The 21,437-nt window shown below is 44.3% G+C and carries 27 protein-coding genes; 15 read left to right on the top strand and 12 right to left on the bottom strand.

The genetic code is table 11. The annotated features are described in order from the left end of the window. Positions 1 to 163 precede the first annotated feature (163 nt). From ICN46_RS06590 to ICN46_RS06600, 3 genes are read right to left on the bottom strand one after another with little or no spacing between them, the layout of a single operon-like run. Positions 164 to 532: a hypothetical protein gene (locus ICN46_RS06590; protein ID WP_216206261.1), complete on the bottom strand. Its 369-nt coding sequence runs from the start codon at positions 530 to 532 to the stop codon at positions 164 to 166. 7 nt (positions 533 to 539) lie between these two features. Further along, positions 540 to 1,778, bottom strand: coding sequence for a TolC family protein (locus ICN46_RS06595; RefSeq protein WP_216206264.1), 1,239 nt, complete (start codon positions 1,776 to 1,778; stop codon positions 540 to 542). Between the two features lie 2 nt (positions 1,779 to 1,780). Continuing rightward, the gene (locus tag ICN46_RS06600) at positions 1,781 to 2,659 is read right to left on the bottom strand and encodes an alpha/beta hydrolase (protein WP_216206266.1); all 879 of its coding nucleotides are present in this window, start codon (positions 2,657 to 2,659) and stop codon (positions 1,781 to 1,783) included. 59 nt (positions 2,660 to 2,718) lie between these two features. On the opposite strand from ICN46_RS06600, the gene ICN46_RS06605 reads away from it, so the two are divergent. Beyond that, positions 2,719 to 3,171 (top strand): DUF4118 domain-containing protein, encoded by a 453-nt coding sequence (locus tag ICN46_RS06605; RefSeq protein ID WP_216206269.1) that lies wholly within the window; start codon positions 2,719 to 2,721, stop codon positions 3,169 to 3,171. Positions 3,172 to 3,259: 88 nt separating this feature from the next. Continuing rightward, a complete protein-coding gene (locus ICN46_RS06610) occupies positions 3,260 to 3,490 on the top strand; it encodes a hypothetical protein (protein WP_216206272.1) in 231 nt (76 codons plus the stop codon). Positions 3,491 to 3,551: 61 nt separating this feature from the next. Here ICN46_RS06610 and ICN46_RS06615 read toward each other — a convergent pair whose 3' ends face one another. Further along, on the bottom strand, positions 3,552 to 4,142 hold the full coding sequence (locus ICN46_RS06615; protein WP_216206275.1) for a hypothetical protein: 591 nt from the start codon (positions 4,140 to 4,142) through the stop codon (positions 3,552 to 3,554). Positions 4,143 to 4,254: 112 nt separating this feature from the next. On the opposite strand from ICN46_RS06615, the gene glxR reads away from it, so the two are divergent. From glxR to ICN46_RS06630, 3 genes are read left to right on the top strand one after another with little or no spacing between them, the layout of a single operon-like run. Further along, positions 4,255 to 5,190 (top strand): 2-hydroxy-3-oxopropionate reductase, encoded by a 936-nt coding sequence (glxR, locus tag ICN46_RS06620; RefSeq protein ID WP_216206277.1) that lies wholly within the window; start codon positions 4,255 to 4,257, stop codon positions 5,188 to 5,190. 3 nt (positions 5,191 to 5,193) lie between these two features. Then, entirely contained in the window at positions 5,194 to 5,805 is a 612-nt protein-coding gene (locus tag ICN46_RS06625; RefSeq protein WP_216206280.1) for a YqiA/YcfP family alpha/beta fold hydrolase, read from the top strand. A 25-nt stretch (positions 5,806 to 5,830) separates the two neighbouring features. After that, positions 5,831 to 6,796, top strand: coding sequence for a DUF3108 domain-containing protein (locus tag ICN46_RS06630; protein ID WP_216206281.1), 966 nt, complete (start codon positions 5,831 to 5,833; stop codon positions 6,794 to 6,796). A 1-nt stretch (position 6,797) separates the two neighbouring features. Here ICN46_RS06630 and ICN46_RS06635 read toward each other — a convergent pair whose 3' ends face one another. The 6 genes from ICN46_RS06635 to mltG all read right to left on the bottom strand — a co-directional run bounded on the left by ICN46_RS06635 (position 6,798) and on the right by mltG (position 11,723). After that, positions 6,798 to 7,325, bottom strand: a complete 528-nt coding sequence (locus tag ICN46_RS06635; protein WP_216206284.1) for an ion channel — start codon at positions 7,323 to 7,325, stop codon at positions 6,798 to 6,800. Positions 7,326 to 7,401: 76 nt separating this feature from the next. Beyond that, positions 7,402 to 8,106: an ankyrin repeat domain-containing protein gene (locus ICN46_RS06640; RefSeq protein ID WP_216206287.1), complete on the bottom strand. Its 705-nt coding sequence runs from the start codon at positions 8,104 to 8,106 to the stop codon at positions 7,402 to 7,404. After that, positions 8,103 to 8,891, bottom strand: a complete 789-nt coding sequence (locus tag ICN46_RS06645) for a TatD family hydrolase (protein ID WP_216206289.1) — start codon at positions 8,889 to 8,891, stop codon at positions 8,103 to 8,105. The genes ICN46_RS06640 and ICN46_RS06645 overlap by 4 nt, the downstream gene beginning before the upstream one ends. An 11-nt stretch (positions 8,892 to 8,902) precedes the next feature. Next, the gene (locus ICN46_RS06650) at positions 8,903 to 10,054 is read right to left on the bottom strand and encodes a DNA polymerase III delta subunit-related protein (RefSeq protein WP_216206292.1); all 1,152 of its coding nucleotides are present in this window, start codon (positions 10,052 to 10,054) and stop codon (positions 8,903 to 8,905) included. Beyond that, entirely contained in the window at positions 10,055 to 10,696 is a 642-nt protein-coding gene (gene tmk / locus ICN46_RS06655) for a dTMP kinase (protein WP_524538594.1), read from the bottom strand. Between the two features lie 7 nt (positions 10,697 to 10,703). Further along, positions 10,704 to 11,723: an endolytic transglycosylase MltG gene (gene mltG, locus ICN46_RS06660; protein WP_255538776.1), complete on the bottom strand. Its 1,020-nt coding sequence runs from the start codon at positions 11,721 to 11,723 to the stop codon at positions 10,704 to 10,706. 95 nt (positions 11,724 to 11,818) lie between these two features. Here mltG and ygfZ point away from each other — a divergent pair, with 95 nt between their 5' ends. Together ygfZ and ICN46_RS06670 are read left to right on the top strand one after the other, a co-directional pair. After that, on the top strand, positions 11,819 to 12,817 hold the full coding sequence (gene ygfZ / locus ICN46_RS12145; protein ID WP_370625490.1) for a CAF17-like 4Fe-4S cluster assembly/insertion protein YgfZ: 999 nt from the start codon (positions 11,819 to 11,821) through the stop codon (positions 12,815 to 12,817). A gap of 13 nt (positions 12,818 to 12,830) precedes the next feature. After that, the gene (locus tag ICN46_RS06670; protein WP_216206301.1) at positions 12,831 to 13,688 is read left to right on the top strand and encodes an NRDE family protein; all 858 of its coding nucleotides are present in this window, start codon (positions 12,831 to 12,833) and stop codon (positions 13,686 to 13,688) included. A 12-nt stretch (positions 13,689 to 13,700) separates the two neighbouring features. On the opposite strand, the gene ICN46_RS06675 is transcribed toward ICN46_RS06670, so the two are convergent. Continuing rightward, on the bottom strand, positions 13,701 to 14,180 hold the full coding sequence (locus ICN46_RS06675; RefSeq protein WP_216206304.1) for a PaaI family thioesterase: 480 nt from the start codon (positions 14,178 to 14,180) through the stop codon (positions 13,701 to 13,703). 57 nt (positions 14,181 to 14,237) lie between these two features. Between ICN46_RS06675 and ICN46_RS06680 the strand changes: the two genes are divergently transcribed. The 8 genes from ICN46_RS06680 (at position 14,238) to ICN46_RS06715 (ending at position 19,763) form a co-directional block, all read left to right on the top strand. Next, positions 14,238 to 15,704 (top strand): protein adenylyltransferase SelO, encoded by a 1,467-nt coding sequence (locus ICN46_RS06680; protein ID WP_216206307.1) that lies wholly within the window; start codon positions 14,238 to 14,240, stop codon positions 15,702 to 15,704. A 28-nt stretch (positions 15,705 to 15,732) separates the two neighbouring features. Beyond that, positions 15,733 to 16,143, top strand: coding sequence for a peptide-methionine (R)-S-oxide reductase MsrB (gene msrB, locus ICN46_RS06685; RefSeq protein WP_216206309.1), 411 nt, complete (start codon positions 15,733 to 15,735; stop codon positions 16,141 to 16,143). A 26-nt stretch (positions 16,144 to 16,169) separates the two neighbouring features. Then, positions 16,170 to 16,718: a septation protein A gene (locus ICN46_RS06690; RefSeq protein WP_216206311.1), complete on the top strand. Its 549-nt coding sequence runs from the start codon at positions 16,170 to 16,172 to the stop codon at positions 16,716 to 16,718. Then, entirely contained in the window at positions 16,715 to 16,993 is a 279-nt protein-coding gene (locus ICN46_RS06695; RefSeq protein WP_216206313.1) for a BolA family protein, read from the top strand. The genes ICN46_RS06690 and ICN46_RS06695 overlap by 4 nt, the downstream gene beginning before the upstream one ends. Before the next feature lie 63 nt (positions 16,994 to 17,056). Then, positions 17,057 to 17,851, top strand: coding sequence for a peptidylprolyl isomerase (locus ICN46_RS06700; RefSeq protein WP_216206315.1), 795 nt, complete (start codon positions 17,057 to 17,059; stop codon positions 17,849 to 17,851). Positions 17,852 to 17,937: 86 nt separating this feature from the next. Then, positions 17,938 to 18,324 (top strand): lactoylglutathione lyase, encoded by a 387-nt coding sequence (gene gloA, locus ICN46_RS06705; RefSeq protein WP_216206620.1) that lies wholly within the window; start codon positions 17,938 to 17,940, stop codon positions 18,322 to 18,324. A gap of 6 nt (positions 18,325 to 18,330) precedes the next feature. Then, positions 18,331 to 19,506 carry a GNAT family N-acetyltransferase gene (locus tag ICN46_RS06710; protein WP_216206316.1) on the top strand — a complete coding sequence of 392 codons (1,176 nt, stop codon included), beginning with the start codon at positions 18,331 to 18,333 and terminating at the stop codon, positions 19,504 to 19,506. Further along, positions 19,503 to 19,763 carry a DUF1289 domain-containing protein gene (locus ICN46_RS06715; protein WP_216206318.1) on the top strand — a complete coding sequence of 87 codons (261 nt, stop codon included), beginning with the start codon at positions 19,503 to 19,505 and terminating at the stop codon, positions 19,761 to 19,763. The genes ICN46_RS06710 and ICN46_RS06715 overlap by 4 nt, the downstream gene beginning before the upstream one ends. On the opposite strand, the gene ICN46_RS06720 is transcribed toward ICN46_RS06715, so the two are convergent. After that, entirely contained in the window at positions 19,764 to 21,371 is a 1,608-nt protein-coding gene (locus ICN46_RS06720; RefSeq protein WP_216206321.1) for an ABC-F family ATPase, read from the bottom strand. Between the last annotated feature and the right edge of the window lie 66 nt (positions 21,372 to 21,437).

Raw genomic sequence — 21,437 nt, forward strand, 5'->3', positions numbered from 1 at the left:
GTTTTAAAACCACCCCTACCGGAGAGGTAATGCTCAATGACTACTAGCTTGAACTCTTTGCTGTATTTGGACATGAGACTGACCCTGTTGAGTTGGATTGGGTGTCCAACTTTTGTGGGTCAGTTCATATTGGGCCTTTTTTCTTTTTGAGAGTCGAATCGCTTTAGTTTTGAGTTGGCGTGGACGTAATCAAATCAGATCCGTCTGTAGGACTAGCGGTTCTTCCTGAATTCCCGATAGTATTTTTTCTATCAACTCCATTTAAATTACCTACTACCGGCTTATTTAACAACATATTGGCGGAAGGGGGTTTTGTCGAGGATTGGTTAGTGCTAGCCTTGGATGTTGATGCAGCCTTGGTAATACTCTGCTGAATTATCGGCGAAGCGGTTGGAGCCTTGGAAGCTGATGTTGTTACTTTTTTTGTTGTGCTTGCGACTATTGGGGTAGGGATAGCGGTGACTGCAAAACTGCTTGCGGCACAGACGATGAAGCCAAGCGTTAAGGCCAACTTAAATATTAAATATTGCATGAGAACCTCAATTTAGAGAAGGTAAATCAAAATTGCCACTCAGTCTAAACAAGAGTATCAGAGTTTTAGCATGAACGGTACGAGCATCAAATAATTCAACTTCAGCATCATGGAACTTGAGGCTACCATCAATACTCTGGGAGGAATGTGTCTTTGCTTGCTGATATGCTTTATCTGCTGTTGCTAAACGCTCTTTTGCAGATTGGTACTGCAAGTATGTTTGATTAATTTCAACAGCAGCCTTGGTTTTTGTTGCTTGAAGGTTAATTTCCTGTTGAGCCTGATTACTTGCAGCGCCAACAATATCTGCATCATGAAATAAGTTATTTGCAAGGGGAATAGATACCAAAAAGCTAAAAGACTTTTGCGCACCATAGTTTGTACCGCTGTTGGCATAGGGGGGTGTTTCGGTGTAATACAAGCCAGGGTTGAAGTCGATATTTTTACTGGCCTTTACTACCTCTAAGTTTGCATTTGCTACCTCAATAGCAGCTTTGGTAGATGCAATATCAACTCTTTTTTCATGGGCACCCTCAATTAATTCGGTAACGTTAAAGTTTCTTGGAGCTATATTTAGGTTGCCAAGAGGCAAAGGTAAGGTGCCATCTTGCTTTCCTAGATAATTAACCAAGCTATACGAAAAGTACTGCAAGTCATTGGATAATGTTTTTTGTGACGACCGAAAATCAACCTGGCGCTGCTTAGCAATAGGCTCCTTGAATTTATCTAAAGTCATGATTGCTTGCTGATAAGACTGCCAAAGTAGTTTCGTCCGAAGAGCGTCTATATAGGTGAAGATCGCTTCGGTTTCTATAGATTTTGTTTCAACCACCATTTCTGCGCTCAAGCGGTTTGCATCAGCTATTGCTTGGGCCTCTCTGGCGGATCGCTTCCCCCAGCCTTCAATGGTCACCGTAGCACCAAGCGTATTGGAGGATGGATTTGTATACCCAGTGTAAGGGGCCTGCGTATACATACTACCGCGCGCATAGGTAATTGTTGGGCTTAGATAAGGCATTCCCGCTTGTTGTGCGTATGCTGATGCTGAGCCTAAGCCTAGTTTTCGCATTTGTAAAGTACTGTTAGATTCGTTGAGCTCCGAAATGTAGTTGGCTAACTCAATACCCTTATACGCTACCCCTTTAGCTTGAAAAGTCGGGAGCAACTGTGCGTGAATCTCTGTTGAGCCCATTAAGATGCAAACTGAAAATAACAGAGGAAGAACATGAGCCGCTCTGAAAGTCATGTTCAATCTCGGTTCCGATCTTTGATTACCAAACCAATATTATCGGTATCGTGCACACTTTGGGATTGAACTTTGTCCAAGATCTGATTGATAAAATTATTGGTCTCGTTCACAACAATTTCTCGTTCGTTATCTACGGTGATAATGTGGTAGCAGTCACTAAGCCAGATGATTCTTTTGGTTTCCGACGAAGCTTGCTGCAGAATCATATCGGGATTTTTAGGTGATGCAGTTTCATCGTTTATTGAGTGGATGATTAAGAAATCAGATACAACGTCAAATAGATTCCTTTTTGCGGTTGAGACTAGTCGCAGTGATTGGTAGAGGTGTTTAGCTGGCAGATGCGCTGCACCCAATTCACTGACTTTATTGGCCTTTACAGCATTTTCTATGCGGCGACGTAATTCATGATTTTTTACTCCATAAGGAGGTCCCTCCCTGTAAACCCAGTTACGAATGCCAAGTTTGTAGACAATGGAAAGGAGGGGATGGTACCAAGGAATGGCCCAACCATCAAACGCCAAAACCGGGGACAGAAGCACCAGGCTTTGGATGCTCTGGTTTTGTTGTGCAACAGCAAGGCAAAGGGTAGCCCCCATGCTAAGTCCAACCAATGAAACACTTGAATGAGATTTCAGCATGCTTTGGACCAAAACATCAATAGTTTCAATCCATGATGAGTAGCTTGTAATGCCGGTATGTGCCGAATACCCAAGAATACGCGGAATAATTACACTATGACCTGATTGTTTAATGAGACGAGGAATGGCTCCCAATTCAAGCTCTGAGCCACATAAGCCCGGGAGTAAAATTACAGCATGCCCAGTATGACCTTGATAGAATGCCTCGAAATGCTCTTGTTGTTCTAAATTTACTGTCATCATAGAGCTATAGATTGATTTGCTGTTGAATTAAATTATGATTAACTGGATTATTACTGATGCAGACTAAAAATGTGAAATGCTGGGCTCCAATAGGCTATAAAGGCTATTTATACGCTATTTTGGGTGTGTTCTTGGCCTTCTGTGTTCGTTACAGTATGCATGCATTTCTGCAGGGAAATCTTCCCATGACATTCTTTATCGTTAATACCATCATCATTGCTCTTAAGTTTGGACTTGTCCCCAGTTTGTTAACTATTACTCTATCTATTCCTCTCTCTTTTTACTTCTTTGTCCCGCCATTCGACTCCTATGATCTGCCAACCCCACAGGATGCGTTTGTTTTTCTGTCGTATATTTCTATTGCGGTAGTGGCGGTCGGAATTATCGAGTGGCTTCAACGCGAGCGTTACAAGGCAGTTTTGCTAACCAGAGTAAGTGATAGTCGGTATCGGTTACTGGCCCAAACCAGCTATAAACTTAAAAAAGCCCAGTCTTCGGCTGAGGTTTAAGGTCATAATGCGCTAAAATTATAATTTATTGATAAATATCAATAAATTAGATGCACAAAGCACTTAGGTTTTGTGTCAAAATACCTCAATGATTTTATTATTTGGACTCATAGCTTGTGTCTTGCCTTACTCTGTTTTTGGAGCAGGCTTTGGCACCGACCTTTTTCCCAAGACACCAGTAGGGTCAGCTGCCTCACCTACCTCTGCAGCTGCAACTCCTGCAAAACCTATGCCGCCAAGTGCAAACCCTGCGTCCCCGCCAAAACCTACAAGTAACCCAACCCAAGTAGCACCCATGCCAGCGAAACAAAAGAAGTGATGTTGCCTTCAGCAATAAACGCAATCCCTCATTAAGAGTTCATCTAGGCATTTTTAGACAATCACTTCTTTGGCGTAGTAATCGATGCAGCCATTGCATCAGAGTAGACAACCTTTACCTGCTCACCAACGGCAACATCGTTTAACAGATTGGCGTTTTTAACCAATACGGTTGTTACCTTACCGCTTGGCCCTTTGACGGAGACTAATTTTTTATCGCGGTCTACTCCAACAATGTCTGCAATGATAGTTGTTGTATTGGAAATTTTTTCAGATGGTATGTCGCCTGACTTTGATTTTGTAACAGACTCAGTCTCAACCTTGCTGCGAATGCCGGTGCTTTTTGTTTTGATTAGCTCGATAGCAACCGCCAGCTCATAACTCACACTCAAATGATCCCCTTTTTTAATCTGGGAAAAATTAGTTATATCAGGGCCAGCAACAAACTTGGTTTCACCTTCTTTATTTTTAAAGATAATGGTGCGCGTTTTTTTATCGACGTTGATTACATCACCTTCGTATAGCTGGTAATTATTGCGAGTCACTGCGGCGTCGATGACCATAGGCTTTTCAGTCGGTTTAGTTTGAGCTAAAGGCATTACCGAGTTCGATGCTAGAACCGCGGCGAGAAGGGCGATTTGCGTATATTTCATGAGCTTGTTTTCCATAAAAAAGAGGACATAACCATATTAGCGTAATTTTGCCGGCTATAAGTGCTTAGTTTCAATCTTAGCCTCGGGTGCCAAAGCGGCTTATTTTGTTAACATGAGCGCTTATTATTTAAAAAAACTGAGGCAAAAAATGACTTCTAAATTAAAACTTGGATTTGTTGGACTTGGAATCATGGGTGCACCGATGGCGAGCCAATTAATTAAGGCAGGCTTCGAGGTTTTTGTGTACACCCGAAGCAAAGTTGCCCCAGAAATAGCGCAATCTACCGCAATTCAATGTGCTAACGCTGCCGAGGTCGCAAATAAGGCCGATGTTGTCATTATCATGGTACCCGACACCCCTGATGTTGAGCGGGTTCTCTTTGGTGAGAATGGCATAGAATCAGGCTTATCCAAGGGCAAAGTCGTTGTCGATATGAGCTCGATTTCTCCCATTGCCACTAAAGATTTCGCTAAGAAAATCAATGCACTTGGTTGCGACTACCTTGACGCACCAGTTTCGGGTGGTGAAGTCGGCGCTAAAAATGCTACCCTCTCCATTATGGTGGGCGGTGATGAAAAAATCTTTGAAAAGATTAAACCCATTTTTGAGTTGATGGGGAAGAATATTAATTTGGTTGGCGGCAATGGCGATGGCCAAACTGCAAAGGTGGCTAATCAAATTATCGTCGCCTTAAACATCGAGGCTGTTGCCGAGGCACTGTTGTTTGCATCTAAAGCTGGCGCTGATCCTGCAAAAGTTCGTCAGGCGCTAATGGGGGGCTTTGCTGGCTCTAAAATTTTGGAAGTTCACGGTGATCGCATGGTCAAGCGTACGTTTGACCCAGGCTTTAGAATTGAGTTACATCAAAAAGACTTAAATCTTGCACTTAATAGCGCACGGGCGTTGGGAGTCTCGCTACCAAATACCGCCACCGCTCAAGAGTTATTTAATTCTTGTGTAGCCCACGGCGGTAGGGCGTGGGATCATTCCGCAATGGCTAAGGCCCTTGAGATGATGGCAAATTATGAAATTGGTCAAAAGGCTTAAAACATGACATCCTTGCTGGTTGTGTATCTACATGGATTTCGATCATCGCCGCAGTCAAGCAAGGCTGTTATGACTGGAGAGGCCCTCAAAAAACTTTCAAGCCTAAAACATCCTATTGAATGGTATTGCCCACAATTACTGGCGTCACCAAAAGCCAGTATGGAAATGGTTATGAAACATATTGACCAATCAACAGCAGATGAAATGGTTGTTGTTGGTTCATCACTTGGCGGATTCTATGCAAACTTTCTGGCGGAAAAATACGGGTGCAAAGCGGTTACTTTAAATCCTGCAGTAAGGGCTCCAAAAGAGCTGGCGCCGCATGTTGGCATGATGACTGCCTACGACAGTGAAGAGCCTTTTGATTTTCGACCTGAATACATTGACGAATTGAGCGCGCTCCAGATTGAAGCGGTTACACAACCTTCGAGATATTTTTTAATGGCCGCCAAAGGCGATGAATTACTTAGCTGGAAAGAGATGGTTAATTTTTATCCAGGCGCTCACCACCTCGTATTGGATGGTGGTGACCATGGAATTTCTGACTATGCAAAATACCTGCCTGAAGTTCTAAAATTTATTCGGCCTAGCGCTTCAACGCAAGAAAAGTCTTAAAGCTTTTTTGCTACTGGGTTTAGAGGTGAATAAAAAATCCCCCAGCAATCAGTCTCTGCATATTATTTTTGCGGCTTTAATTATTTCTATCATTGGGCATTTTGTCCTGTTCTTTGGAGTGCCTTTATTCGCCCCTTCTTTACCTATTGCTAGCTCTGATGATTTCATCATCAAAACAGATTTAGTGCCAGAGCCGTTACGGAAAATTACAATGGCTAAAACATTTAAAAGGAAAGCCTCTATATCCAATGTGGCTGGCATTGAAAATACGAGTACATCAAGCGCAGAGCAGGGCGGTAGTATTGATCAGCAAGGTCAAGCTTTTCGATTGCCTGAGTCCGGAACTCTCTACTACGACGCCTATGTAGATGGGCAGAAATACCAAACCGGCGAATTGAGTTGGGTTACTGAAGGCAATCAATATCGCCTCTACGTCAACATACCGTATGCCTTTATTGGGCCATTCGTATTTGAATCCAGCGGCAGCGTAGATTCTTACGGTTTAGCACCCACAATCTACTGGACGCAACGGGGTACAAACGCACCTCGCTATTCTCGGTTTGACAGGGATGAAAAAGGGGGAGGGAAAATGTTCTTCTCTGAAAAGCCTGACTTCACGCCAGACCTTTTGCCGGGTACGCAGGATCGCTTTAGCTTAATGTTTCAATTCGCCTCGCTATTAAATGGCGACGGGAGCATTGATGAGGCCGGTAGCATTCGCGCCCTTCCAGTTGTGGATTACAACACCCTAGATATGTGGCAATTTAAAAGCTTTGGTGAGACCGTTTCTGATGATGTGCCCAGCCTTGGAAAGGCAACATTGCGGCGCTACACCTTGATTCAGCGTGAAAGTGACCCCTATAAACGCCAGGTTGATATTTGGCTTGCAAAAGACCTAGAGTGGCTTCCCGGCAGAATTCGATCTCAAGAGGCCAGCGGTAGGGTCCTTGAGCTTGTCTTTAAGCAAAAGAACCCCATAAAACCCAGTTAACTTAGTCTGTTACAACATCTGTTTCGATCTGTCTCTTCGGGTTTGGGCGACTCAGCAGGGTTCCCATCATCGAATACATTGCCGCTCCTGACATGGACACTGCAAAGATGCCTGAAAATGAAATAATAATTGGCAGTATCCGCCAATGCTCAGACAGGCTGTAATTACCATAGCCAACGGTTGTATACATCTCTCCTGCAAAATAGAAGGTTTGTGGATTGGTTGGAAATACCTTTAATGCCACACATAGATATGCCCAGGCTACGATTTCACCCAAATGACTTGCCACAATCAATAAAATTGCAATGAAATAGGACAGAAAGTTAGCCCCGTAAATCCTGCTGTTTTGCATGTGCCAATCCAGTGTGTGGAACGCTCCCGCAATACCCAGTACAGCCACACCATGAATCGTTAGCATGAGGCAAGCCATTACGATAATGAGCCAAATCTGGCTATTACCCATATCTGCATTAATTTCTGAAAACAGCGTACTAATAGTGGGTAGGTTAGAGAAAATACTGAAGTCCATAGTTCTTTTGGTTTGGATTGATTGAGCTAATTTGTTGTTTTACATAATAATGATTATGCGCATTTAGTATATGAGGCTAATTTTTAGGGTTAAGCGTCTCCAAGTTTGGATACGGTGTTTTATATAACTTCAGCCATCTAGATTTGAGGCCGTCCTCCATCCAGGGTTTTGAATATACGACTGCGAAATCAATAGCCGTGAGGCCCTGATGATTGCGAATCCGCAAATCGGCACCGCTATCCAATAGGAACTTAACAAGATACTCATTGCCAGACATGACAGCCATCATTAAGGCCGTTGTATTGCTTGGGCTTAGAGCATTGATCTTAGCTCCATTAGCAACTAGAAATTGCGCCGTCTCTAGATTACCTCTGGTGCACGCATATTGCAATGGCGTCCAACCATTCGTATTGATTTCAGCCTTTTTGTTGGAAACTAAAAATTCGACTACTGGCAGATTACCCTCGATTGAAGCGATCATTAATGGGGTTTCGCCACTTTTATTGGCTAAATTGATGTCAATATTGGGTAAATTAGCTAAATAATCTATGACTTTTAACGAGTTGTCCTTAACGGCAAGAAAGAGCATTGGATTGCCCTTTGGATCGAGTAGGTTTGGGCTTACGCCAGCCTTAATAATAGACTTGACCACAGAAATATCATCAAATTTAGCTGCTTTTGTGAAATCAGTGACTTGATCCTCGCTTTGACTGTAAAGATCCCCTGAGAACCAAAATAGGCAAACGAAAAGAATCGCTGATAACTTAAGATAAAGATTCATAATTTATCTCTATCTATATGAAAACATTTAAAAAAATTCTCTGAAGTCTGATTGGCGAGATTTTCAACAGACACACCCTTCAGGCTGGCTACAAATTGACCAACTTGAGCCACCCAGGCCGGTTCATTAGTTTTGCCGCGATATGGAATGGGTGCCAAATATGGCGAATCAGTCTCTATGAGCATCCTATCGAGCGGCACCTGTCTGCAGGTCTCTTGGAGGTCTTTAGCGCTTTTAAATGTAACTATCCCCGAAAAGGAGATATAAAAGCCCAGCTCCATTGCTGCATTGGCGACCTCTAAGGACTCCGTGAAGCAATGCATCACCCCACCTATTCTGTCGGCACCCTCTTCTTTAAGGATTTTAAGTGTATCAACAGAGGCGGAGCGAGTATGGATTATCAAAGGCTTACCAGAAGCAATTGCAGCTCGTATGTGGACTCTAAAGCGCTCTCTTTGCCACTCCATGGATTCATAACTACGTTCACCCATTCGGTAGTAATCGAGACCTGTTTCGCCGATAGCAATAATTTTAGGGTGCTTTGCAGTTTCTACGAGAAACTCAAAGCTTGGCTCAGGGGTATCTTCATAATCCGGATGCACCCCGACCGAAGCATAAAGATGGGCGTAGTCTTCAGCTAGCTTGAGGACGTTTGGGAAATCCGGTAAATCCACTGAAACGCAAAGAGCATTCTTAACCTTAGCTGCGACCATATTGGCAAGCACCTCTGGTAGACGGGTCTGAAATTCAGGGAAATCGAGATGGCAGTGAGAGTCTATAAACATAACCCACCATTTTAGTCTTCAAATATCTGTTGGTATTGGGAAAGCAGTGCTTCTAACTGAACGCGGGTAGCTAAAGGATGATTTTCAGAACGGCGAGCCAGCAGTAGAGATTTCCAGAGTCGCAGTAGTTTTGGGGTGCGAGTCTGTTGCGAAAGTGTCTTCAGTATTGACTCATGCTTGGGGTAATAGCGCGGCAACGCTCCGTTAATAACTGCTTGAACGTCAGAGATCCAGCGCTGCATGGTTGCCAACAGAATGGAAAATTGAGCCTTATTAGCTTTTTCTGCGGCATCCAGCCAGTTAATTCGCGCACCTTGAGCCATAGCCTGAAGAATGTGGCGTGACGCTTGAGTGGCAATCATCAATTCATCTTTTTCATCCTTATTATGTCTAGCAACGAGAGAATCAAAAACAGCATATGGTGCCCCGCCGTGCTCATCATAAATAGAATCAACATCGACCGCACTCACTTTCGCTCCGACGATACGTGGAAGTTGAGCATGTAACCAAGATAATCCTAACGCCCTATCAGGCCTAGGAGCACTTAATAAACGACAGCGCGAACGGATGGTAGGGAGTACCTTGTCAAGACGATCCGCTAGCAGAATGAAAATTGTATTTGGCGGTGGCTCTTCCAGGGATTTCAATAAAGTATTAGCGGCATCTGAGCGCAACATTTCCAATGGATAAATTAGTATCACCCGATTGCCACCACGATGAGAGCCAATAGATAAACCCTCTATAGCGCTACGGGTCTCTTCGATAGAAATATTTTTCTTTTCCTTCTTTTCGACAGCATCACCGTCGGAGTCATCTCGGGCTGATTTGGATTTCTTGGGGGTTTCAACGTCGACGTCAAAATCGCCGTGTGGCAAACGCTTTCGATGTGTTTCTGGAACCAGCGCAATAAAGTCGGGGTGATTGCCGGAATCAAACCAGCGACATGCCTCGCAATGGTTGCAGGGCTTAAAGTCAAGACTTTCCGAGCTTTCACACAACAACGCCTTAGCAAGGGTAACGGAAAATTCAAACTTACCAATACCGGATTGCCCATGCAAAAGAACTGAATTGGGAAATGACGAGAGATCTAGACTCTTCCAAAGTGGAGCAAGCCAAGGGGCGACTTTTGACTGACCCAGTTCAGAAATCATGTTCTGGTTCATTTAGATGTCAAGTGAAAGTGATTTAAGCTCTTCCCAAATCGCTTCTCGTGTTTGGGTTGCATTAATAATATAAAAACGTTTTGGATCATCTTTTGTCCGACGCAAATATTCCTGGCGGACGCGCTCAAAAAAATCTAAATCCATTTGCTCAAACTTATCGGGTGCACGCACTTGTGAGCGTCGCGCCTCTGCAATGGCGCTAGGTAAATCAAACAAGATGGTCAAATTCGGTTGAAGCAAAGTACCAAGCTCACTACCTTGGACCCATTGTTCCAAAGTATCAAGCTTTTTAAGGCTGAGTCCTCGACCGCCACCTTGGTAGGCAAAGCTTGCATCTGTAAAGCGATCAGAGATAACAATCTTACCTGCTTTAAGGGCTGGCTCAATCACTTGGGCAATATGTTCGCGTCGAGCAGCAAACATGAGTAAGGCTTCAGTTTCAAGATTCATTGGAGCAGCTAGCAGCAAATTTCTTAATTGCTCACCTAGAGGAGTGCCACCTGGTTCGCGCGTCATCACAACATCTCGATTGGGATACCGTTGGCTTAAAAGATTGCCAAATGCTTCAATGTGCGTGCTTTTTCCGGCGCCATCTATGCCTTCAAAGCTAAGAAAATATCCTGGGTACTTGATGTTCATCATCTGTAACTTATTTTACTGGCTTAAGTTGTGGTCGGTCTTGAGAAGGCTTGCGCTGATAACGATCAACAGCCGCATCATGCTCACTTAAGGAGGTTGAAAAGTGGCTAGTGCCATCACCTTTTGCAACGAAATATAGAGCGCCACTATCGGAAGGGTGAGCTGCGGCATGCAATGACTCTTTACTTGGCATAGCTATGGGGGTTGGTGGTAAACCTTTGCGCATATATGTATTGTAGGGACTGTCTTTGCGAAGGTCGGTTTTTCGAAGATTGCCGTTGAATTTGCTCCCAATTCCATAAATAACAGTGGGATCGGTTTGCAGGAGCATATCTTTCTTTAGGCGATTAGTGAACACGGCAGCCACTAAATCTCGATCTGATGACCTCCCAGTTTCCTTCTCAATGATTGATGCAAGAACGAGTAATTCATAGGGAGTTTTTATGGGACTTTGGACCCCCCTTCCCTCCCATGCTAACGTCAATTGCTTTTGCATTGCTTGGGCAGATCGTCGATAAATATTGATATCAGGTTCATCTGGGTCAAATAAATAGGTATCAGGGAAAAAAAGTCCCTCATCGCTCGCATAACTCAAATTGAGGCTTAATAAAAGCTCTTTCGTGCTTATCCCCTTTGTCTGGTGAACCAGTGATGGATGAAGATCGATCAAGTCCCTGAGCTGCCAAATGGTCATACCGGGAATAATCGCAATACTTTCTCGTAATCTATCGCCCCGCGCCATCTGCATAAGTACCCTACCCAGACTACCGCGCAATTCGAGTAAGTAAGTACCGGGCTTGAGCTTTCCCGCTACGAGTAGCGAAGTTGCGCCAATCTTTAAAAAAAGTGGGGTGACCCTTAATCCCTGCTCAGATAATTGATCAGCAATTGACCCGAGTCCCGACTGAGGTTTGATTTTGACTTGGTAGTTAACAACATCATCGGAGGTATTAGATTGACTTGGAACGACAGGGAATAGAAATATTGCCCCATATAGCATTGCAAGGAAGACAATTACTGCAAGGATCATTTTTTTGAAGCAAGGGAGTCCAAACCTTGAATTTCGTTTTTGGGTAAAAAGTGATCTTCTGTGAAATTTTTTGCTCATCAGGCTATGATAAAAGCGTGAAGACAAATACCCCCGAAAACACCCCAATCCCCCCAATAAGCCCCTATTGCGAGTGTGTCCCCCTAGTTGATTGGGGCCTAATATTTGTTGAAGGCGCTGATGCAGCGAGCTTTTTACATAATCAACTAACAAATTCAGTGCTAGGCCTAGAGAGAACAAAAAGGGGTGAGATCGCTCAAGGGCAATCTGCCGTTCGTTTAGTTGGCTACTGTAGTCCCAAAGGTCGCTTATTGGCTAGCGCATGGCTTGCGCTATTCCCTCAAACTCCTGAGGGAGAGGATCGCTTCGCTCTTTTTATATCAAAAGATATCGCGGCTAGTACTGCCAAGCGGCTTGCAATGTTCGTCTTGCGCTCCAAGGTGAAAGTAAATGATGTATCTGATGCTTGGCATATCTCGGGCCAGTATGGATTGAAAGCTAGTTTCAATACCAATCCTGCCGAGTCGTTGACAGTAAGAATCCCCGATGTTGCCTATCAAGACGCAAGCGTCCAGCGATTTTTAATAGCGAAGCCGATTCAACCTGAGACCTCAGTTGATTCAATTGCACTGATGCGATGGAATTTTCTTGAGGTATTGAGCGGCATACCTAGAATCGTTCTGGCAACCCAAGAGCAATTTGTACCGCAAATGATTAATTTTGAATCTGTTGCCGGAGTGGATTTCAAGAAAGGCTGTTATCCAGGTCAAGAAATCGTTGCGCGCAGTCAATATAGGGGGGTAATTAAACGGCGCCTGCAGATTGCAAGTATTGCAACAGTGGAACCGGATTCGATCAACTGCAGACCAGGCGCTGAACTATTCCACTCCGATGACATCTCACAGCCAGCTGGTATGGTTGTTCTCTCAGCAGTTGATCCTCTGATGCCTGAAACCATAGAGTTACAAATAGAGTGCAAATTGGAGGCGCTAGAGCATGGTGAAATTCACTTGGGTGAAGTGGGTGGACCTGTGTTAAAAATGAACCTACTGCCCTATCCATTACTAGAGATATAAATCCCTTACCCGTATGTGCCTGATCTTATTCGCATGGAAATCACACCCGGACTATCCATTAGTGGTGGCTGCCAATCGTGATGAATTCTACGAGCGCGACACCGAGCAAATGTCGTGGTGGGAAGATCATCCACATGTGTTGGGTGGCAGAGATAAAGCCGACGTAGTGGGCAGCCCAGGAACGTGGCTGGGCTTTTCAAAAACAGGGCGATTCGCAGCTCTCACAAATGTACGCGCTCCAAGTGAAAAAAAGCCAGACGCGAGAACCCGTGGTGAGTTATCTTCGCTCTACCTGACGGGCGGGGATCGTCCCAATGAATTCATTCAATCGAATGCAAAACGCTTCCAACAATACAATGGCTTTAACTTATTAATGGCAGACATCAGCGATCCAGTGGATGCTCAAATGCACTGGGTAAGCAATCGCCTGATGATGGGCCAAAATATTCGCCCCAGAAAAGTATTTCCTGAGCAGGCTTTAAATCCGGGCGTATATGGGCTTTCCAATGCAATGCTGGATACGCCTTGGCCAAAAGTAAATCACCGTGTAGCCGCATTTGCCCAAACTTTGGCAATGGATCAGGGTGAACTTAAAAATGCTGACCATTACTTAAAACTTCTAGCTGATACCCACGAAGCTAGTGATCACGAATTACCCAGCACCGGCGTCAGCAAAGACTGGGAAAAGGCCCTCTCCCCCGCTTTTATCAAAACCCCCTTATACGGAACCCGCTCAAGTACGGTTTTAAGGGTCCGTAAAGACGGCTCTTTTGAAATGGTTGAGCGCCGGTTTGATGCTAACGGCACCATTGGTCATGATGTTGTGACCGGCGCATTGACTGCAGCACCAGGCTCTAACCTGGCGGTTTGAAATATAGCCAGCCTACTCTCGTAAGTCATCGTTAACGACGCGCTCGCCTTTGGCATTTCGAGTTACCAAGCGCCTCAGGTACTTAAAAGTTCCGGTCGACATGCAACATACTTCACCCTGATCGTTGTAGAGTTTAGCTTCACAAAACGCCATGGTAGCGGTATGGCGAACCGTGTCAGCTTTGACACGCAAAATCCCAGTGGCCGCCTGCATGAAATTATTTTTGAGTTCAATTGTGACAACGCTTCGATCGCCCGGATCTGCAGAGCGCGCAGCAACAGCCATAGCAACATCCATGAGGGTCAATAAGACGCCACCATGGGCAACCTCCCAGGTATTGGTGTGCTCTGGCTTTAAGGCCAAAAGAATCTCTCCTTTGCCCATTTCCGCACTGAGAAAACGAACGCCTAGCAGCTTCAAAAAGGGGACATTTAATTCCTCCCCCAAGTTAGCCAACTGTGTGGCTGGGTTGATTTGAACTTTATTTTCCATCAACTTATTTTAGAGCCTTTGACGAAAATTTGGAATTCCACCTAGAATAGCTACAACATGGCATTCCCACTGCAAGGCGACGACGCCGCTCGCCGTACACCCCCTTCTGAGATTTCCAATCCTTATTGGGTTGCATTCTCCAAATCTTGCGCGGAACTGATCAATATTCCAGTTGCAAACAATGATTTACCAACAGATCACAAATGGCTTGAGCTTTTAGCGGGAAATTCTTTAGAAACAGAATTTCATCAATTTTCCAACCCTCTCGCAACAGCTTATAGCGGACATCAATTTGGTGTGTGGGCTGGACAACTTGGTGATGGGCGAGCCATTTTGTTGGGTGATATTGCAAGCCAAGAATTACAACTGAAAGGTGCTGGCAAGACCGCTTATTCTCGCATGGGTGATGGTCGTGCCGTATTGCGCTCTTCGATCAGAGAATTTTTGTGTAGTGAGGCGATGCACGCCCTAGGAATTCCAACTAGTAGAGCATTAGCGGTGGTTGGATCGAAAATGTCAGTCATGCGAGAAACTCGTGAGACAGCAGCCGTCTGCGCTAGAGTTGCGCCTAGTTTTATTCGCATTGGTCATTTCGAGCACTATTCATCACTGGAAAATACCGGCAGATTAAAAGAATTAGCAGATGATTTGATTGAGAAGCACTATCCCGAATGCCATAACTCCATTGAGCCATATCTTGAGCTATTCAAAAGCATGTCGAATAAAAATGCAACACTCGTTGCAAAATGGCAAGCCGTTGGTTTTTGTCATGGTGTCCTCAATAGTGACAACATCAGCGTCCTAGGGCTTACCATTGACTACGGCCCCTTTGGATTCCTAGATCAATTTCAAATCGACCATATTTGCAATCATAGCGATCATTCTGGGCGTTATGCATTCCACCGGCAACCACAAATAATGCACTGGAATATGGCCTGTCTGGCAAGTGCAATGCTGCCATTGGTTGAATTGAATCATTCTAGCGTAGAGGCGCAAGAACTCTTAAAAAGCGCCCTAGAAAGTTTCCCGATCATCTTTGCCGAGGAATGGCAAAAAGGTTTCCGAGATAAATTGGGATTACAAACTGCCGAAGAGATGGATATACGATTGATTGAGCGCTTACTGCAACTGATGCATGATTCAGGCGTCGATTACACCTCCCTCTTCAGAAGTTTGGGGGATATCGATAAGGATGCTGCAGTTGTTAACATTTCATTGCGAGATCATTTTATTGATCGAGGTACTATTGATTTGTGGTTACAGGATTATCTTGCCCGGCTCTCGAGAGAGTCTGTGGATGATGAAACTCGTCAAGCGTTGATGAATACAGTAAATCCCAAGTATGTCCTCAGAAATCATTTAGCTCAACGTGCTATCGAACTTGCCCAACAGGATGATTTTTCTGAGGTCCATAAACTGCTAAAAATTCTTAGCAACCCCTTTGGCGAACAGCCTGAGCACCATCAATACTCACAAGCGCCAGCAGATCACGTTCGAGCTATTCCTGTGAGCTGCTCCTCTTAATATGAAACAATTGAATGCTATTTCCTAAATGAAAAAAACCAACCAAGACTACAAACAAGTTCTGTCCGATATTGAATATCGGGTTACCCGAGAAGCCGCTACAGAGCGTCCATTCACGGGTAAGTATTGGGATCACTGGGATAAAGGACGCTATCGCTGCGTTTGTTGCGATACCCCCCTGTTTCTTTCGGATACAAAATTTGATGCTGGTTGCGGTTGGCCAAGCTATAACGCACCACTAAATTCCTCAGCAATCATAGAGCACCAGGACACAACTCATGGCATGTTGCGCACCGAGGTTCGCTGCAGCAATTGCGATGCCCACTTAGGTCATGTTTTTGAGGATGGTCCACAGCCCACAGGCCTTAGGTACTGCATTAACTCTGCTTCTTTACAATTTGAGCCCAATGCTAATACTAAATCGATAGAAGACCAGTAAGCTGCAAATAGCTGGATAATAGCCATATGAAATTTTTATTCGACCTCTTTCCCATCATTCTTTTCTTTGTCGCCTTTAAATTGGGAGATATTTACACAGCAACAATTGTCGCGATGATTGCAACCGTTGGGCAGATCCTTTGGGTTTACTACCGCCATCGCAAGATTGATGCAATGCAATGGGTCAGCCTAGTCATGATTGTTGTATTTGGCAGTCTAACGATTTTCTTGCATGACAAGACATTTATTCAGCTAAAACCAACCGCACTTTATTGGCTTTTCTCCGGCGCCCTATTCGTTAGCCTACAGTTTTTTAATAAGAACTGGATACAGGTAATGATGGGAAAACAAATTACCTTAAAGCAAAAGAACGAAAAATCGGTCTGGCATAAACTAAATTTAGCTTGGGCATGCTTCTTTTTCTTGATGGGCTGTCTAAATTTATACGTTGCTTTTGAGTACTCGGAAGAGGTGTGGGTTAATTTCAAATTATTTGGTAGCACCGGCTTGCTCGTCGTATTTGTGATTTGCCAAGGAATTTGGCTTGGTCGTCATATGGAGCACCCTTCATCGTGAGCCTCAATCAAGAACGCATAAAGCAATTTGAGAAAGATCTTAGATCGGCCTTTAATCTAGCCAAGTTACTAATAGAAGATGAAAGTCACCTCCATGCAGGGCATGCTGGAGCGGCTAGTGGCGGCGGTCATTTCAAGCTTACCCTACAAACTCCAGAATTCGAGGGATTGAGTTTGGTAGCCCGCCATAGGGCTGTTTATGCAGCATTGCAAAGGCATATTCCAAATGACATTCATGCCTTAACTATCAATGCCTTAGCAAATAACGAGGCCTAGATCTCATTAAATAGTGTTTAATACCAAGAGAAATTTGTTTTCAACCCATTTTGATACCCCGACATGATCTCATTACATAAAATTTTAAGCATCGCTGCACTTGGAGCCGCCCTCATTGCAAGCCCTGTTTTTGCCCAAAACGCCGCCATTGTGAATGGAAAATCGATCCCAAAGGCTCAACTAGATAAATTAGTGCAAAAAACGGGACAGGCTGATAACCAACAAATACGCGATCAGGCGCGTGAAATGCTAGTAACGCGTGAATTAATTTTGCAAGAAGCCGATAAGCGCGGCCTCTCTCAAAGCGAGGCAGTGAGAGAACAAATTGAGCAGTCACGGATTGGAATTTTGGTTGCTGCGGTATTTCAAGATTTTGTTGAAAGGGAAGGCATCACCGAGGCTGAGCTTAAAGCCGCATATGAGTCAGTTAAGACTCAGTACACTGGCAAGGAATATCTCGTTCAGCATATTTTGGTTGAGAAGGAAGCAGATGCCAAAGCGATTACAGCTCAAATTAAGGCCGGAGGAAACTTCGAAGATATTGCCAAAGTTAAATCTAAAGACCCTGGCTCTGCACCCACTGGCGGTGATCTCGGTTGGGTCAGCGATAAATCGCTGGTACCTGAATTTTCGAAAACCATGGTTCAGATGAAAAAAGGGCAAATTACAGATAAGCCGGTAAAGACACAATTTGGCTGGCACATTATCAAGATGGATGATGTTCGCGATGTCAAGGCCCCACCTCTTGATGAGATTAAAGACCAATTAAAACAAATGATTTCCTCGGATCAAAATTGGCAAAAAGCAAAATTTACGGAGATGATGCAGAAGTTTCGAGCAAAGGCAAAAGTCCAATAAATCTAGGCAGCCTCCAATCCAAACCCAGGCATGACCTGGGTTTTTCATATCCAACATGAACATGTAATTCGGGTTATATTCAAATGATGATGATTCTCCACACCATGCTCAGAGTCGGCAATATGGCTCGTTCTATTGATTTTTATATCAATATTTTGGGCATGAATCTTCTGCGAACTACTGAGCGCCCAGAGCAAAAGTACTCTCTAGCCTTTGTTGGCTTTGGCAAAGGTAATGCTGATGGCCAATCAGAAATCGAGCTAACCTATAACCATGGCGTCGACTCATATGATATTGGTAGCGCTTATGGGCATATTGCCATTCAAGTCGCGGATGCCTATGATGCATGCAAGAAAATTAAAGCAGCCGGCGGCAACATCACTAGAGAGGCTGGCCCCGTCATGGGTGGCGATACCATTATTGCCTTTGTAACCGACCCCGATGGTTACAAAATTGAATTAATTCAGCGCTAATTAGCATTGAGCCAGGAGCAATATCAACTTGAGATCATTGAAGGTCTTGCCAATATAACCGCAAGGGAGTGGAATGACATTGTTCCGGCTGATGCGAACCCTTTTCTAAGTTACGAATTTCTAAGTGCCCTAGAGTATTGTGGTTGCGTTGGTGAAGGGACTGGCTGGCAGCCTGCTCATCTGGTTCTAAGAAAAACTGATCGTTCGCCACTCATTGCCGCAATGCCGCTCTATCTCAAGCAACATTCCTATGGAGAGTTTGTGTTTGATTGGTCATGGGCACAAGCCTATGAACAGCACGGCATTTTGTACTATCCCAAAGCGCTCTGCGCAATACCGTTTACCCCGGTTCAAGGACCTAGACTACTTTGTGCCAGCAACGAAGATTCAGAGGGCATACGCGCAACCCTTCTGTCTAGCTTGAAGAGCTTGGTTATTCAAAATGAGCTCTCTTCGGCGCATATTCTTTTCCCAGACAGTTCTGAAATAAAGGGCATGCTCGAGCAGGGATTCATGCTGCGCGATTCCGTCCAATTTCATTGGGAGAACCACCAATATAAAGATTTTGATCAATTTTTAGCAGTTTTAACGATGAAACGCCGAAAGAATATTCGTCGTGAGCGCGCAATAGTAGCAGCAGAAAGCATTAACTTTACACACATACCGGGATCAGATACAAGCAAAACCGACTGGGAATTTTTCTATCGCTGTTACGAAAATACCTATGTTGAGCATCATTCCTCGCCCTACCTTACAAAGTCATTCTTTATTTCACTAGCGGATACGATGCCTAATAATTTGCACTTAATCGTAGCAAGTAAAGATGGTGAAAGAATCGCATGCTCACTACTCATTGTCGACAAGACCAACGCTAAGGCGTATGGGAGATATTGGGGGTCGATTAAATACGTTGATTGTTTGCATTTTGAAACTGCCTACTATCAAGCGATTGAATATTGCATTCGTGAGAATATTCAAGTCTTTGAAGGTGGTGCTCAAGGTGAGCACAAAATGGCAAGAGGGTTTATGCCAACCACTATCCATTCCGCGCATTGGATTGCAAATCCACAATTTTCGGAGGCAATCAAGCTATTTTTACGGCGTGAACATGCAGGGATTGCAGCTTATGTTGATGAACTCTCGGAGCACAGTCCGCTGAAATCGTCTACATTAACGTTATGACACAATCTAACGATTCAACAAAACAGGACGGGGCTAACTCTCTCTCTACCGGTGATGAGCACTCAGACTCACCTTGTATTGGCGTCTGTACGACGCTATACGATGAAATTTGCCAAGGTTGCGGTCGCACCCTAAACGAAGTCAGTAATTGGGTATTTTTTAGCCAAGAAGAAAAAGACTCAGTCTGGAAACGCATCCGTGCAGATGGCACAGCAATGCGCTTCCAAAGGCAAGCGAAAGATACTAAAATTACTTAGTTAGCCAGTAATTGCTTGGCTTCGCAAATACTCTTCGTACGTTCCTGAGTAATCATTGATAGTCCCATCCATCTTCACTTCCAAGATACGGTTGGCCAATGAGGATACGAATTCACGGTCATGAGAAACAAAAATGAGCGTGCCATCATATTTTTCAAGTGCAATTTGTAAGCTCTCAATAGATTCCATGTCCATATGGTTTGTTGGTTCATCCATTGCCAGGACATTGTATTTTTGGAGCATTAATTTACCCCAAATCATGCGCCCCTTTTCGCCACCTGAAAGTACTTTTACAGACTTACCAATGTCATCGCCAGAGAAGAGCAAGCGCCCTAAAGTCCCGCGAATTACCTGATCGTCGTCACCATTATTGCGCCACTCATTCATCCAATCCATGAGTAATTCATCTTTTGCAAACATGTCGGTGTTGTCCTGAGGCATCACACCAACTTTAGCATTCTCGGCCCATTTAACATCACCGCTATCAGCAGCAATACCATCAAAACGCTTACTCAAAATAGTCTTTAAAAGTGTGGTCTTGCCAGCGCCGTTTTGACCAATGATGGCGATCTTCTCGCCGGCTCGCACACCCAACTTAAAGTTCTTGAAAATAACCCGGTCGTAAGACTTAGTAAGTGCATTGCACTCAACCGCCATATTGTGCAGTTTCTTTTCTGTATCAAAACGGATAAATGGGTTTTGACGTGAGGACGGTTTGATTTCTGTAATTTCAATTTTCTCTAATTGCTTTTGGCGAGATGTGGCCTGACGGGCTTTAGATGCGTTTGCAGAGAAACGGCTTACGAAGGCCTGTAATTCAGCAATCTTTTCCTTTGCCTTATCGTTAGAACTTAACTGTTGAGCGCGTGCTTGAACGGATGCAAGCATGTAGGAGTCATAGTTACCTGGGTACACTTTGAGTGTTCCAAAGTCCATATCAGCCATATGTGTACAAACTTCATTCAAGAAATGGCGATCGTGGGAAATAATAACAATCGTACTTTTGATTTCATTTAGGATGTCTTCAAGCCAATGAATCGAATGAATATCCAAGTTATTGGTTGGCTCATCGAGCAAAAGCACATCAGGATCTGAAAAAAGAGCTTGGGCAAGCAATACACGCAACTTCCAACCTGGGGCAACGTTACTCATCAAACCAGTGTGTTGGTCAATTGGAATACCAATACCTAAAAGCAGCTCCCCCGCTTTGGCTTCGGCCGTATAGCCGCCATACTCGGCATAACTGCCCTCGAGCTCGGCTGCACGCATATAGTCTTCATCAGTAGCATCGGGATTGGCATAGATTGCGTCGCGCTCTGCAGCAGCCTTCCACATCTCTTCATGGCCCATCATCACTACATCCAAAACGCGGACATCTTCGTAGGCAAATTGGTCTTGACGCAATTTACCAAGGCGAATACCTGGATCCAGACTAATGTTTCCGCTGGTGGGCTCCAACTCGCCACCTAAGATTTTCATAAAAGTAGATTTACCGCAACCATTGGCACCAATAAGGCCATAGCGATTGCCACCACCAAATTTAACGGAGATGTTCTCAAAGAGGGGTTTTGCCCCAAACTGCATAGTGATATTAGATGCTGACAGCACGAGTGTTTTCTAGCTTTCTGAAGTTCAATTCAAAGGAGTGCCCTAGCAAAAGGGCCAAAGACCAAG

The sequence above is a fragment of the Polynucleobacter sp. Latsch14-2 genome (assembly GCF_018881925.1).
Taxonomy (GTDB): Bacteria; Pseudomonadota; Gammaproteobacteria; order Burkholderiales; family Burkholderiaceae; genus Polynucleobacter.

Coding starts and splice junctions, on each gene's coding strand:
- ICN46_RS06590 (WP_216206261.1), bottom strand. CDS start 532: ATGCAATATTTAATATTTAAGTTGGCCTTAACGCTTGGCTTCATCGTC.
- ICN46_RS06595 (WP_216206264.1), bottom strand. CDS start 1,778: ATGACTTTCAGAGCGGCTCATGTTCTTCCTCTGTTATTTTCAGTTTGC.
- ICN46_RS06600 (WP_216206266.1), bottom strand. CDS start 2,659: ATGACAGTAAATTTAGAACAACAAGAGCATTTCGAGGCATTCTATCAA.
- ICN46_RS06605 (WP_216206269.1), top strand. CDS start 2,719: ATGCAGACTAAAAATGTGAAATGCTGGGCTCCAATAGGCTATAAAGGC.
- ICN46_RS06610 (WP_216206272.1), top strand. CDS start 3,260: ATGATTTTATTATTTGGACTCATAGCTTGTGTCTTGCCTTACTCTGTT.
- ICN46_RS06615 (WP_216206275.1), bottom strand. CDS start 4,142: ATGAAATATACGCAAATCGCCCTTCTCGCCGCGGTTCTAGCATCGAAC.
- glxR (WP_216206277.1), top strand. CDS start 4,255: ATGAGCGCTTATTATTTAAAAAAACTGAGGCAAAAAATGACTTCTAAA.
- ICN46_RS06625 (WP_216206280.1), top strand. CDS start 5,194: ATGACATCCTTGCTGGTTGTGTATCTACATGGATTTCGATCATCGCCG.
- ICN46_RS06635 (WP_216206284.1), bottom strand. CDS start 7,325: ATGGACTTCAGTATTTTCTCTAACCTACCCACTATTAGTACGCTGTTT.
- ICN46_RS06640 (WP_216206287.1), bottom strand. CDS start 8,106: ATGAATCTTTATCTTAAGTTATCAGCGATTCTTTTCGTTTGCCTATTT.
- ICN46_RS06645 (WP_216206289.1), bottom strand. CDS start 8,891: ATGTTTATAGACTCTCACTGCCATCTCGATTTCCCTGAATTTCAGACC.
- ICN46_RS06650 (WP_216206292.1), bottom strand. CDS start 10,054: ATGAACCAGAACATGATTTCTGAACTGGGTCAGTCAAAAGTCGCCCCT.
- tmk (WP_524538594.1), bottom strand. CDS start 10,696: ATGATGAACATCAAGTACCCAGGATATTTTCTTAGCTTTGAAGGCATA.
- mltG (WP_255538776.1), bottom strand. CDS start 11,723: ATGATCCTTGCAGTAATTGTCTTCCTTGCAATGCTATATGGGGCAATA.
- ICN46_RS06670 (WP_216206301.1), top strand. CDS start 12,831: ATGTGCCTGATCTTATTCGCATGGAAATCACACCCGGACTATCCATTA.
- ICN46_RS06675 (WP_216206304.1), bottom strand. CDS start 14,180: ATGGAAAATAAAGTTCAAATCAACCCAGCCACACAGTTGGCTAACTTG.
- ICN46_RS06680 (WP_216206307.1), top strand. CDS start 14,238: ATGGCATTCCCACTGCAAGGCGACGACGCCGCTCGCCGTACACCCCCT.
- msrB (WP_216206309.1), top strand. CDS start 15,733: ATGAAAAAAACCAACCAAGACTACAAACAAGTTCTGTCCGATATTGAA.
- ICN46_RS06690 (WP_216206311.1), top strand. CDS start 16,170: ATGAAATTTTTATTCGACCTCTTTCCCATCATTCTTTTCTTTGTCGCC.
- ICN46_RS06700 (WP_216206315.1), top strand. CDS start 17,057: ATGATCTCATTACATAAAATTTTAAGCATCGCTGCACTTGGAGCCGCC.
- gloA (WP_216206620.1), top strand. CDS start 17,938: ATGATGATTCTCCACACCATGCTCAGAGTCGGCAATATGGCTCGTTCT.
- ICN46_RS06715 (WP_216206318.1), top strand. CDS start 19,503: ATGACACAATCTAACGATTCAACAAAACAGGACGGGGCTAACTCTCTC.